This window comes from Adlercreutzia sp. CNCM I-6216, from assembly GCF_977113345.1.
Window position 1 is genome coordinate 22,267 of the sequence record NZ_CDSBIE010000011.1, and the last position, 12,987, is coordinate 35,253.

General features: G+C 67.6%; 11 protein-coding genes. All 11 read left to right on the forward strand.

Annotated elements, in window-relative coordinates; all coding sequences use genetic code 11:
• The first annotated feature begins 125 nt into the window (after positions 1-125).
• The 11 genes from ACYVRU_RS09710 to upp all read left to right on the forward strand — a co-directional run bounded on the left by ACYVRU_RS09710 (position 126) and on the right by upp (position 12,966).
• Positions 126-551, forward strand: a complete 426-nt coding sequence (locus ACYVRU_RS09710) for a pyridoxamine 5'-phosphate oxidase family protein (protein WP_302683353.1) — start codon at positions 126-128, stop codon at positions 549-551.
• 75 nt (positions 552-626) lie between these two features.
• On the forward strand, positions 627-2,057 hold the full coding sequence (locus ACYVRU_RS09715; protein ID WP_461186064.1) for an alanine/glycine:cation symporter family protein: 1,431 nt from the start codon (positions 627-629) through the stop codon (positions 2,055-2,057).
• Between the two features lie 252 nt (positions 2,058-2,309).
• Positions 2,310-3,740 carry an alanine/glycine:cation symporter family protein gene (locus ACYVRU_RS09720; protein WP_461186065.1) on the forward strand — a complete coding sequence of 477 codons (1,431 nt, stop codon included), beginning with the start codon at positions 2,310-2,312 and terminating at the stop codon, positions 3,738-3,740.
• A gap of 207 nt (positions 3,741-3,947) precedes the next feature.
• Complete coding sequence (locus ACYVRU_RS09725) at positions 3,948-5,288, forward strand: aminoacetone oxidase family FAD-binding enzyme (RefSeq protein ID WP_461186066.1); 1,341 nt, start codon at positions 3,948-3,950, stop codon at positions 5,286-5,288.
• A complete protein-coding gene (locus tag ACYVRU_RS09730; RefSeq protein ID WP_461186067.1) occupies positions 5,285-7,108 on the forward strand; it encodes an NAD(P)/FAD-dependent oxidoreductase in 1,824 nt (607 codons plus the stop codon). Before ACYVRU_RS09725 ends, ACYVRU_RS09730 begins: the two co-directional genes overlap by 4 nt.
• Entirely contained in the window at positions 7,105-7,824 is a 720-nt protein-coding gene (locus ACYVRU_RS09735; protein WP_461186068.1) for an L-threonylcarbamoyladenylate synthase, read from the forward strand. Before ACYVRU_RS09730 ends, ACYVRU_RS09735 begins: the two co-directional genes overlap by 4 nt.
• On the forward strand, positions 7,821-8,861 hold the full coding sequence (locus ACYVRU_RS09740) for an alpha/beta fold hydrolase (RefSeq protein WP_461186069.1): 1,041 nt from the start codon (positions 7,821-7,823) through the stop codon (positions 8,859-8,861). The genes ACYVRU_RS09735 and ACYVRU_RS09740 overlap by 4 nt, the downstream gene beginning before the upstream one ends.
• The gene (gene glpK / locus ACYVRU_RS09745) at positions 8,858-10,348 is read left to right on the forward strand and encodes a glycerol kinase GlpK (RefSeq protein ID WP_461186070.1); all 1,491 of its coding nucleotides are present in this window, start codon (positions 8,858-8,860) and stop codon (positions 10,346-10,348) included. The genes ACYVRU_RS09740 and glpK overlap by 4 nt, the downstream gene beginning before the upstream one ends.
• 113 nt (positions 10,349-10,461) lie before the next feature.
• The gene (rpiB, locus tag ACYVRU_RS09750) at positions 10,462-10,896 is read left to right on the forward strand and encodes a ribose 5-phosphate isomerase B (protein ID WP_461186071.1); all 435 of its coding nucleotides are present in this window, start codon (positions 10,462-10,464) and stop codon (positions 10,894-10,896) included.
• Positions 10,897-10,911: 15 nt separating this feature from the next.
• Entirely contained in the window at positions 10,912-12,168 is a 1,257-nt protein-coding gene (gene glyA / locus ACYVRU_RS09755) for a serine hydroxymethyltransferase (RefSeq protein WP_461186072.1), read from the forward strand.
• Between the two features lie 156 nt (positions 12,169-12,324).
• Entirely contained in the window at positions 12,325-12,966 is a 642-nt protein-coding gene (upp, locus tag ACYVRU_RS09760; RefSeq protein WP_114540222.1) for a uracil phosphoribosyltransferase, read from the forward strand.
• Positions 12,967-12,987: the final 21 nt, after the last annotated feature.

The following is a 12,987-nucleotide window of genomic DNA, read 5'->3' on the forward strand; positions in this document are numbered from 1 at the left end:
CATTCAATGGCATGGGTAGAACGATGCGGCCCTCATCGAGCCCTGCCATTGAATGCTGTTTGAGCACGGCACTTCCGCCTCCGACCTCCCGCGGACAAGCCAGAATTTCAAGAAAGGAACCCGAAATGACCGGAAACGAGCTCATCGTCGACTACCTCACGAGCGTCCCCGCCTGGTACCTCGCCACGGTGGAGGATACCCTGGAGGGCGCCCAGCCCCACGTGCGCCCCTTCAGCTTCGCCGCACTGCAGGACGGCGAGATCCAGTTCTGCACCGCCACCACCAAGGACTGCTACCGCGAAATGCAGGCCAATCCCCGCGTGGAGCTGACCGCCTGGAAGCCCGGCCGCGGTTGGGTCATCCTGCGGGGCCGCGCGAACCTGGAAGACCGCGCCAACGCGACCGTGCGCGAGGAGGGCTTCAAACACATGGTCGCCCTCGGCGAGGACTGGGACGATCCGGATGACCCGCGCCTCACCTTCTTCACCATCGATGACGCCGAGGCGTGGCTGTGCGATATCGACGGCTCCTGGAACCCCATCGAGCTGTAGAGGTCTTGCCCATCACTTTGTTGACATTCGGCGCATTGCGCGCGGAAGGCCCCTCGATGCAGTACAATCGCACCCATGATTGAACTTCTCACAACCATCGACTCTATCGTGTGGGGCCCGGTGATGATCGCGCTTTTGCTCGGCACGCACATCTACCTGACCTTCCGCACGGGGTTCATCCAGCGCAAACTGCCGCAGGCCATCCGCATGTCGGTGCGCCGCGACCCGTCGGGCAAGGGAGACATCTCCAGCTTCGGGGCCCTGGCCACGGCGCTCGCCGCCACCATCGGCACCGGCTCCATCGTCGGCGTGGCGACGGCGCTCCTCGCCGGCGGACCCGGCGCCATCTTCTGGATGTGGATCGCGGGCCTCTTCGGCATCGCCACCAAGTACGTCGAGACCTACGCGGCCGTGAAGTACCGCGTTCGCGATAAGTCCGGCGCCATGCTGGGCGGCGCCATGTTCGTGTGGAAGCGCGCCTTCGCGCGGCCGGACGGTAGCGTGCCGTGGTGGGCGACGCTGGGTGCCGTGTCCTTTGCTGCCTTCGCCGTCATCGCCACCATCGGAACGGGCTCGGCGGTGCAGGCGGCGGCCATCTCCGGCATCGTCACCTCGTCGGTGCCCGCCATTCCGGCCGTGGCCGTGGGCGTTGTGATCGTCGTGGCCGTGGCGGCCGTTATCTTCGGCGGCGTGAACTCTATCGCGCGGGTGTGCGAGTGGCTCGTGCCCATCATGGCCGGCGCCTATGCGCTCGGTTGCCTGGTCATCATGGGCATGAACGCCCCGGTGCTCGGCGAGGCCGTCGGGCTTATTCTGGAATGTGCCTTCACCCCGAAGGCGGCTTTCGGCGGCGCGGTGGGTTCCGGCATGGTGATGGCCCTGCAGTTCGGTTGCGCGCGCGGCCTGTTCTCCAACGAGTCGGGACTGGGCACCGCCCCCATTGTGGCGGCGGCGGCCAAGACGAAGAACCCCGCCGACCAGGCGCTCATCTCCATGACCGGCGCGTTTTGGTCCACGGGCGTCATCTGCCTGCTCACGGGGCTCGTGCTCGTGTCCACCATGATCGTGCACCCCGAGATCGGCGAGGACATCTTGGCCAACCCCTCCATCTTCACCGGGGCCGCCCTCGCGAGCGCCGCCTTCGCCGAGATCCCCGTGTTCGGGACGCCGGTGCTCGTGCTCGGCATGTGCGCCTTCGCCTATTCCACCATCCTCGGCTGGTCCTATTACGGCAACCGCTGCGTGGCCTATCTGTTCGGGCCCCGCGGCATCAAGCCGTACCAGGTGATCTACGTGGCCGTGGCCTTCTTCGGCGCCATCGGGGTGGGGGACGTGGTGTGGACCATCTCGGACATCGGCAACGCGCTGATGGCCATTCCCAACATCATCGTCATTCTGCTGTTGTCGGGCATGATCGCTCGGGAGACCAGGCACTACGTCTACGATGGCCACCTTGACGAGGAGTACGCCGAGCCCGTGCCCCGCGTGGACAAGGCGCAGCTGTAGAAGGTGCCGCCCAGGCCGCTCGCTTCCTCTGGCGGCCCGCACCGCCCGGCCCGGTGCTGCTGCAGCCGCCGCTTACGGGGAATTCTTCCATTGTTAACAAAAGCGCTCAACTTCTCCCTCTATAATGCGGCTACTTTAGCACGTTAAAGTGCGAAGGCCCGATGAGCGCGCGTTGCCTCGCCGGGACCGCCGCGCCGAGCCGCTGGCTTTAAAGTCCCGCCGCACTGCGCTCACTGAGAGGAGAACCGCCACATGGACATGATCGTCGATATCATCAACAGCATCGACGCCTTCGTTTGGGGGCCGCCGATGCTCGTGCTGCTGTTAGGGTCGCACATCTTTTTGACCTTCCGCACCGGCTTCATCCAGCGAAAGCTGCCCACGGCCATCAAGCTGTCGGTGACCAAGGACCCCGACGCTCCCGGCGACATCAGCCAGTTCGGCGCGCTGTGCACGGCGCTGTCGGCCACCATCGGCACCGGCAACATCGTCGGTGTGGGCACGGCCATCATCGCGGGAGGCCCGGGCGCGGTGTTCTGGATGTGGATCACCGGCGTGTTCGGCATCGCCACGAAGTACTCCGAGACCTTTGCCGCCGTGAAGTACCGCGTGAAGGATCACAACGGCGACATGCTCGGCGGCGCCATGTACGCGTGGAAGCGCGGCTTCACCGACAAGGACGGCAACACGCCCTGGTGGGCGCTGCTCGGCGCCGGGGCCTTCGCCCTGTTCGCGGCTATCGCGTCCTTCGGCATCGGGTCGGCCGTGCAGTCCTCCGCCATGACCGAGGTCATCTCCACGAACCTGCCCGGCGTGCCCGCCTGGGGCATCGGGCTTGCCATCGTCATCATGGTGTCGGTCGTCATCTTCGGCGGCGTGAAGGTCATCTCGAATGTGTGCGAGAAGCTCGTGCCCTTCATGGCCATCGCTTACATCTGGGGCTGTGTGGTCATCCTCGGCATGAACTGGGAGCTCGTCTGGCCCGCGTTCTGCCTCATCGTGGAGAGCGCCTTCACCGCCAAGGCGGCCTTCGGCGGCGCGCTCGGGTCCGGTCTCATGCTGGCCCTGCAGTTCGGCTGCGCCCGCGGCCTGTTCTCCAACGAGTCGGGCCTCGGCTCCGCGCCCATCGTGGCCTCGGCGGCCGCGACCCGCAACCCGGCCCGTCAGGCGCTCGTCTCCATGACCGGCACCTTCTGGGACACGGTCATCATCTGCCTGCTCACCGGTCTCGTGCTCGTGTCCACGATGCTCGGCAACGCCGATTTGCAGTCCGAGATCATGGCCGGCAACATCACCGCCGGCGCGGCGCTGTCGTCGGCGGCCTTTGCGAGCATTCCCTACATCGGCACGCCCATTCTCATCTTCGGCATGATTCTGTTCGCCTACTCCACCATCCTGGGCTGGTCCTACTACGGCAACCGCTGCGTCACCTACCTGTTCGGCAAGCGCGCCATCCGTCCCTACCAGGTGCTCTACGTGGTGGTGGCCTTCCTCGGCGCCATCGGCGTGGGCGAGGTGGTCTGGACGGTCTCCGACATCACCAACGCCCTTATGGCCATCCCGAACATCATCATGGTGCTGCTGCTCTCCGGACTCATCGCGAAGGAGACGAAGCATTACGTCTACGAGGGCAACCTCGACGAGCGCGACGAGGCCCCCATCCCGCAGCTGGACAGCAAGTAGGTTCTAGCGACATAGTGTGTCATGAGCGAGCGCCCTGCCATGCGGGGCGCTCGTGCTAGAATGGCCAGGTAGATGAAATAGGAAGGACCGCTAGCGCCAACTAGCGGTCCCGACTAAACGACGGTGCCGCCTGCACTCTACCTCAGGCTGGTCCGTTGGTCGTATTCTAGCATAGATCACAGCGGGAAGCGAGTGAACGGAAGCGGCGTGGGCGAAGCGAAAACGATTGCGATCATAGGCGGCGGGGCCTCCGGGTTGGCGGCAGCCGTGGCGGCTGGCGAGGCCGTGCGAGATGCGGAGGGCGCGGCGCGGGTCGTCGTGTACGAGGCGTCCGACCGGGTGGGGCGCTCCATTCTGGCGACGGGCAACGGGCGGTGCAACTTCTCGAATGCCCGACCCGGCGAGGGAGACTACCGCAACGCCGCATTCGTGAGGCGCGTGCTCTTGGAATTCGAGGGGCAGGCGCACGGGCACGTGCCGTCCCAGGCCAAGACGAGTACCGCCTATCCGAACGGCGTGCTGGGGTTCTTCTCCGATCACGGCCTTATGTGGCGCGAGGAAGGGGAGGGGCGCCTGTACCCGCTGGCGAACAAGGCCGCCTCGGTGCTCGACTGCCTGCGGGCGGCCTGTGCTGCGGCGGGCGTGGAAGAGCGCGTGGAATGCGAGGTCGCGGCCGTGGAGCCGCCGCGCGCCGAAGGGGCTCCGTTCACGCTGCGTCTGACTGACGGGCGCTTCGAGCGGGCCGACGCGGTCATCGTGGCCGTGGGCGGTTCAGTCGCGCGCGGGCTTCTGCCCGAGGGCGTTCCCTTCCGCGAGCCGGAGCCGACGTTGGGGTCGCTGGCGACCGATCCGCGCTGGCCGCGCCGTCTCGACAACATCCGCGTGCGCGGGGCGCTCGAGCTGTGGCGCCCCGATAGCCGCGGGATGGACGGCCGGGCGATGAACGACGGCGGCTATCCGATGGGCACCCACGAGGGCGAGCGCTTGGCGTCCCGCGAGGTGGGCGAGGTGATGTTCCGCAAGTACGGCGTCTCGGGCATCGCCGCCTTCAACCTGAGCCGCCTGGCTGAACCCGGCGACGTGCTCGCCGTGGATTTCGTGCCCTGGGTGCGCCTGTGCGACATGGAGGCGTTCCTTAACCGGCGCCGCAAGATGCTGCGCGCCTCGCTCGGGCACGATGTGACGTGGGACGATATGCTGCGCGGCATGGTGCTCGCGCCGGTGGCTGATGTGCTGTTGGAAGCGGCGGCGCTGGACGGGGCGCGCCCCGTGGCGAAGGGGGAGACGGCCGTCATGGCGCCGGTGCTGAAGGGTCTGCGCCTGCCCATGACGGGGCTCGGCGACGTGCGGCAGTGCCAGGTGCACCGCGGGGGCGTGAGCGTCCGGGCGGTGGACGACCGCACCTGCGAGGTACGCCGCGTGCCGGGGCTCTATGTTGTCGGCGAGGCGCTGGACGTGGATGCGGCGTGCGGTGGCTTCAACCTGCACTGGGCCTGGGCCTCGGGGCTTCTCGCGGGTTGGGCGGCGGCTGGAAGGTTACGTGCATGATTCAGGCTTCCAATGTTCCGGTTTCTCTTGATGCTCTCCTGCCAGAAAACGAATCGCTCTTCCGCCGAGAAATCGCGCGGGCGCTCGGGGTGAAGGGGAGTGCGCTTGTTGAGGTGAAGCTGCTGAAGCGGTCGATCGATGCGCGGAAGAAGTCGAATGTGCACGGGGTCGTGACCGTGGCGGTTGAGTTGGCGGAAGGCGCTGCGCCGCGGTCGGCGAAGGGCGTGGCGGTCAAGGCCTACGAACCTGCTGCGCCTCTTTCGATACCGCGCGTGGAACCGGCCGGACTGCGGCCTGTCGTGGTCGGGGCAGGGCCGGCGGGGCTGTTCTGCGCGCTGTATCTGGCGCGGGCCGGATTGCGTCCGCTGGTAGTGGAGCGGGGTGCTTCCGTGGACGAGCGCGTGGCCGTCGTCGAGGCCTTCAATGCCGGTGCCCCGCTCGATATGTGCACGAACATCCAGTTCGGTGAGGGCGGTGCGGGCACGTTTTCCGACGGCAAGCTGAACACGGGCATCAAATCGCCCCATATCCGCCATGTGCTGGAGACCTTCGTGGAGGCCGGCGCGCCGACGGACATCCTCGTGGACGCCAAGCCCCATATCGGCACCGACCTGCTCGTCGATGTCGTGCGCAACCTGCGTCGGGCCATCGAGGAGGTCGGGGGAGAGGTGCGGTTCCTTACGCGCCTTGATGGGTTGGTGCTTGCGGGCGAGGGCGTTGCCGAATCGGGCGTCGCCGATGCTTCGAAGGGGGCCGGCCGCGAAGATGACGAGCCGCGCATCGCCGCCGTTCGCCTTGTCGACGAGCGCACGGGCGCGGAGGAGGTCTTCGCGACCGATTGCATCGTGCTGGCCTGCGGGCACTCCGCCCGCGACACCTTCCAAATGGTGCGCGAGGCCGGCGCGGCCATGGCCCGCAAGCCCTTCGCCGTAGGTGTGCGCATCGAGCATCCCCAGGCCCTCGTGAACGAGGCCCAGTACGGCCCGGCCGCTGGTCATCCGGCCCTCGGCGCGGCCGACTACAAGCTGGCGGTGAAGACTGCCGACGGCCGGGGTGTCTACAGCTTCTGCATGTGTCCGGGCGGGGAGGTGGTGGCCGCCGCCAGCGAGGAGGGGCTCCTTTGCGTGAACGGTATGAGTCGCCACGCCCGCGCCGGGGCCAACGCCAACGCCGCCCTGCTCGTGGAAGTGCGTCCCGACGACCTGCCCGGCGACGACCCTCTGGAGGGGGTTGCCTTCCAGCGCCAGTTGGAACGGGACGCCTATCTTCTCGGGCGCGGGCTGACGGCCGACGATGCGGAAGGTGCCGACATCTCTTCGGAATCCGGCGGCGCGCCCATGCCGCCCTATACAGCCCCGGCCCAAACGGTCGGCGACTTCCTCGCGCACACCGCCGGCACGCCGAGCGCCACGGTGACGCCCACCTATCCGCGCGGCGTGGCCTGGTGCGACCTACGCGGCTGCCTTCCGTCGTTCGTGGCCGACGCCCTCGCCGAGGCGCTGCCAGCCTTGGGTCGCAAGCTGCACGGTTTCGCCGATGCCGGCGCCGTCATGACCGCCGTGGAGGCCCGCAGCTCGAGTCCCGTGCGCATCGTGCGCGACGACCGTTTCCAGTCGAACATCGCCGGCCTGTACCCCTGCGGCGAGGGCGCGGGCTACGCCGGTGGCATCACGAGCGCCGCCGTGGACGGCCTGCGCGTGGCCGAGGTCATCGTCGCCGCACGACTTTCTGAAGCCGAAGCGCCCGCGTTCCGCAACGAAACCGCATCGGTGCAACCGGTGTCGGGCGAGATCGCTTCTTGCGAGGAGGGGAGCCGATGAGCGATTGCCCGTTCGATGGCGCTTGCCATCTGCTCTCAAAGGAAGAGGCCGTCCGTGCCCTGGCCGCCGGCGATGCCGTCGTCTTCCCGACCGACACTGTTTTCGGCCTGGGCGTCTCCGTGAGCGCGGCCCCAGGTCCGCAGCTCCTCTACGACCTGAAGCGCCGCGACGCGGGCAAGCCCGTGGCGTGGCTCGTGGAAGGCCCCGAGGCGCTGGATGTCTACGGAGAGGACGTTCCCGCCTATGCCCGTCGCCTCGCCGAGGCTTTCTGGCCCGGCGGCCTCACGCTCGTGGTTCGCGCCTCCGATGCTGTTCCCCCCGCCTTCCAATCGCCCGCGGGCACAATCGGCTTGCGCATGCCCGCCAGCGAGGCGGCCCTCGGGCTCATCCGCGCCGCCGGCTGTCCTCTGGCCGTCACCTCGGCCAACCTCTCCGGCGCCTCCGATACGGCCCGCGTCGAAGACCTCGATCGCGCGTTGGTGGCCCGCACGGCCGGCCTCTACCTGCCCGGCGACGCCGTTGCGGCCGCTAGCATTGCCCCCGATCTCGCCGAAGCCGCCCCTTCCGCATCCGCATGCTACGCGACGAGCGATCAACCGGTGCCGTCTCCCGCGTCCGGTACCGCCTCCACCGTGCTAGACTGCACCGGCGAGGCCCCCCGCGTCCTGCGGGCGGGCACGCTTACCCTGGAAGATCTGAAAGGATGTTTGCCATGAGTCGAAACGACGAGGCGGCTGCCCGCGTTGGCGGGGCGGTCGCCGGTACCGCTGGGACGGTCGGCCGCACCGAGTTCACCTTCGACTCCACCGACGGGGAAAGCCAGGTCCGCGCCGTCCTCTGGGTGCCCCTGACCATGGAGCGCACGGATTCGGCCTCCGGCGAGCCCGAGCTCGGCTGCTTCAAGCCGCGCGGTGTCGTGCAGCTCATCCACGGCATGGCCGAGCACATCGACCGCTACGACGACTTCGCCCGCTTCCTCGCCGACGCGGGCTATCTCGTGGCCGGTCACGATCACATCGGCCACGGAGAGACGGCCGGCACGCCTAAGCGCCGCGGCGTGATCGACGCCGAGGGCGGTGCCAACGCCATGATCGAGGACGTGCAAACGCTGCGCCTGCTCGTCTCCCAGCAGGTGGCGCCCGGCACGCCGTACTTCATGTTCGGGCATTCCATGGGCTCGCTCGTGCTGCGCAGCTACCTCCCGCGCTTCGGGCAGGGGCTGGCCGGCGCTGTCATTTGCGGTACGGCCAACGAGGCCACCGCCGTCTCCCGCACCGGCAACCTGGCCGCCCGGGCCATCGCGGCCGTGCGTGGCGACGACTACCGCAGCAGCCTTCTGCACGCGCTGGCCGACGGCGCCTACAGCCGCGCCATCAAGAACGCCCGCACCCCCTTCGACTGGCTCTCCCGCGATCCGGCCGTGGCCGACGCCTTCATGGCCGACGAGCGGGCCGGCTTCATGTTCGGCGCCGGCGCCTACGCCGCCTTAACCGAGCTGGCCTGGCGCGCCAATGCTCCCGCCACCTACCGCGACACGCCCCACGATCTGCCGCTCCTCTTCGTGTCCGGCGATGCCGACCCCGTCGGCAAGTGCGGCAAGGGCGTCGCGAAGGCCGCCGAGTCCATGGAAAAGGCCGGCGCCGAAGATATCACCCTGCGCCTGTTCCCCGCCATGCGCCACGAAATCCTCAATGAACTCGGCAAAGAAGAAGTCTACGATTTCATCCTGGAATGGATCGAGGTCCGTTCATGAAGAAATACGTCATAGCGCTGGATGCGGGCACCACCTCTTCCCGCGCCATGCTCATCGACCGCGCCGGCCGTCCCGTCGCCTCGGTCCAGCGGCCGTTCCCGCAGATCTACCCGCAGCCCGGCTGGGTCGAGCACGACCCGCAAGACATCCTCTCCTCGCAGCTGGGCGCGCTCGCCGAGCTCATCATGTCGTCGAATGTGGACACCGACGAGATCGATTCCATCGGCATTACCAACCAGCGCGAGACCACCATCGTGTGGGACCGCACCACCGGCGAGCCCATCATGAACGCCATCGTCTGGCAGTGCCGCCGCACGGCGCCCATGGTGGAGGCCATCGCGAGCGACCCAGCTACCGCAGCCGAGATCACGGCGCGCACGGGGCTCGTGCCCGATGCCTACTTCTCCGCCAGCAAACTCGCCTGGATCTTAGGCGAGGTGCCCGGCGCCCGCGTTCGCGCCGAGGCGGGGGAGCTCTGCTTCGGCACCGTGGACAGCTGGCTCATTTGGAAGCTCACCGACGGGGCCGTGCACGCCACGGATGTGACCAACGCCAGCCGCACCATGCTCTACAACATCCACGAGAGGCGCTGGGATCCCTTCCTGCTTAAGCTCTTCGGCATCCCCGAGGCCATCCTTCCCGAGGTGCGCCCTTCTTCGGGCAGCTTCGGCGTGACGGCGAACCCGGGGCTTGTCCAGGGCATTCCCATCTGCGGCGTGGCGGGCGACCAGCAGGCGGCGCTCTTCGGCCAGTGCTGCTTCCATGCGGGCCAGGCGAAGAACACCTACGGCACTGGCTGCTTTCTGCTCATGCACACTGGGTACGAGGCCTGTGCGAGCGAGCACGGGCTCGTGACCACGGTGGCCGCCTCGGCTCCCGGTATCCAGGGCATCGAGTACGCGCTCGAGGGCAGCGTGTTCATGGCCGGCGCCCTTATCCAGTGGCTCCGCGACGAGCTCGGCATCATCGACAGCGTCGCCGACACCGACACCATCGCCCGCAGTGTGGCCACAACTGACGGCGTCTTCGTCGTGCCCGCGTTCACGGGCCTGGGCGCTCCTTGGTGGGATGCCGACGCCCGCGGCGCTATTCTCGGCCTCACCCGCGGCGCCGGGCGCGCCCATATCGTGCGGGCGGCCCTGGAGTCGATCGCCTACCAGGTGTGCGACCTCGCCCGTGCCATGGCGGAGGACGCGCACATGCCGCTTTCGGTGTTGAACGTCGATGGGGGAGCGGCGGCCAACGACTTCCTCATGCAGTTCCAAGCCGACATGCTCGGCGCGCCCCTGCGCCGTCCCGACAACGCCGAGACCACCGCTCTCGGCGCTGCCTACCTGGCCGGTCTGGCCACGGGCTTCTGGAAGAGCACCGAGGAGCTGGCGGCCCTGCGCGAAGGGGAGGATCGTTTCCTGCCCACTTTCGACGAGCCGGCGCGCGCCGCCCGCCTCGACGCCTGGCACCAAGCCGTCTCCCGCGTTCGCAGCTAGCGGCTTCGCCCGTCTCTCCCGATTTGGTGCGGAAAGCGTGAGCGAGGGGGCACGGCGGCGGTCGAGCGCCTACAATACGGCCTAAGGCATTCGCGACGGAAAGGAAGTGGCCCATGCGCGTGAGCATCGGAAGCGACCACGCCGGCTTCGAGCAGAAGCAGGCCCTGGTGGATTATCTGGTGGGGAAGGGGTACGACGTCATCGATCGCGGTCCCGACAACGCGGAACGCGTCGATTACCCCGACTATGCGGCCCCCGTGGCCCATGACGTGGCCGACGACGCGGCCGACCGCGGCGTGCTCGTATGCGGAACGGGCATCGGCATGGCCATGGCCGCCGACAAGGTGCCCGGCGTGCGTGCCGCCAACATCATCAACCCCGAGTTCGCCGCCTTGTGCCGCGAGCACAACGACGCGAACGTCATCACCCTTTCCGGGCGCTTTGTGCCGCTCGAGGAGAACGAGCGCATCCTCGACACCTTCTTCGCCACCGATTTCGGCGGCGGCCGCCACGCCGGCCGCGTCGAAAAGATCATGGCTCTCGACTAGCAAAGGAGACAGTAGATGGCTTTGGAATTTCTCACCGCTGAAGATCCGCAGGTGACCGACTGCCTGCGCGCCGAGCTCGCCCGCCAGCGGGGGAGCGTGGAACTCATCGCGTCGGAGAACTTCACCTCCCGCGCCGTCATGGAGGCCGTGGGCAGCGTGCTCACCAATAAATATGCGGAAGGTTATCCCGGCAAGCGCTACTACGGCGGCTGCGAGAAGGTCGACATGGTGGAGGATCTCGCCCGCGACCGCGCCTGTGAGCTGTACGGCGCGAAGTACGCCAACGTCCAGCCCCACTCCGGCGCCAGCGCGAACTTTGGCGCGTACCTGGCCATCATCGAGCCCGGCGACACGGTGCTCGGCATGAGCCTCGATCACGGCGGGCATCTCACCCACGGCAGCCCTGTGAACTTCTCGGGCCTTCTGTACAACATCGTCTCCTACGGTGTGAACCCCGAGACCGAGACCATCGACTACGACGAGCTCGAGCGCATCGCCAAGGAGTGCCGCCCGAAGGTCATCGTCGGCGGCGCCTCGGCCTATCCGCGCTTCATCGATTTCGAGCGCATGGCAGAGATCGCCCATGAGGTGGGCGCCTACCTCATGGTGGACATGGCCCACATCGCGGGCCTCGTGGCCGCCGGGCTGCACCCGAGCCCGGTGCCCCACGCCGACATCGTCACCTCCACGAGCCACAAGACCCTGCGCGGTCCGCGCGGTGGCTTCATTCTCACGAACTCGGACGAGCTGGGGCCTAAGATCAACAAGGCCATCTTCCCCGGCGCTCAGGGCGGCCCGCTCATGCACGTCATCGCCGGCAAGGCCGTGGCCTTCGGCGAGGCGCTGCGCCCCGATTACCGTGTTTATATGGAGCACGTGGTGGAGAACTGCCGCACCCTCGGCGAGGGCATGACCGACGGCGGCCTGCGTCTCGTCTCCGGGGGCACCGACAATCACCTGTGTCTCGTGGATCTCACGGCCTCCGACATCACCGGCAAGGACGCCGAGAAGCTCTTGGAATCCGTGGGCCTTACGGTGAACAAGAACTCCATCCCCAACGAGCAGCGCTCTCCCTTCGTGACGAGCGGCATCCGCGTGGGCTCCGCGGCCGCCACCACCCGCGGCTTCACCGCCGAGGACTTCTACGAGATTGGCCAGCTCATCACGACCACGGTGTTCAACGCCACCGACGACGCCAAGCTCGCCGACGTGCGTCGCCGCGTAGACGCCCTGCTGGAAGCCCATCCCCTGTACCCGGGTTTGGAGTACTAAAAGCAGCAGAGGTTGTGCAGGTGCGGGGGCGGACGGGGCCTCCGCGCGCAGGTTGCGCAGCGACTGGAGCAGTCCAGTGGACTGTTCCACAAAGCGAGCCATTGCTTGAGCACGGAGGCCCCGTCCGCCCCCGCACCGGACGAAAGGAACTAAACTATGGAATGGAACGACCGCGTTGTCGTCCTCGATCATCCCATCGTGCAGCATAAGCTGGCCATCCTGCGCGACAAGCACACCCCTTCCAACGAGTTCCGCGATGTCGTGCGCGAGCTCTCGCTGTTCGAGACCTACGAGGCCACCCGCGACTTGCCGCTCACGAACGTGTTCATCCAAACGCCCATCGCGCCTTTCGATGCCAAGCAGATCACGGGCCGCAAGGTGGCCTTCGTGCCCATTTTGCGCGCCGGCCTCGGCATGGTGGACGGGGCGCTGGAAGTAATCCCCCGGGCCCGTGTGGGGCATCTGGGCATGCAGCGCAACGAGGAGACCCACGAGCCCGAGAGCTATTATGACAAGCTGCCCCGCGACATCGCGAGCCGCCGCGTCTACGTGCTCGATCCCATGCTCGCCACCGGCGGCTCCGCCGAGGCGGCCGTCAAGTACCTGCGCGAGGCGGGCGTGTCGGGCACCATCCGCTTTCTGTGCCTCGTCTCGGCCCCGGAGGGTATCGAGCGTCTGCTCGCCGCCGACGACGACCTCATCATCTACACCTGCGCCATCGACGACGGCCTCAACGAGAACGCCTACATCGTCCCCGGCCTCGGCGACGCCGGCGACCGCATCTTCGGAACCGAGTAATCTGACCGGATTGATTTCGGC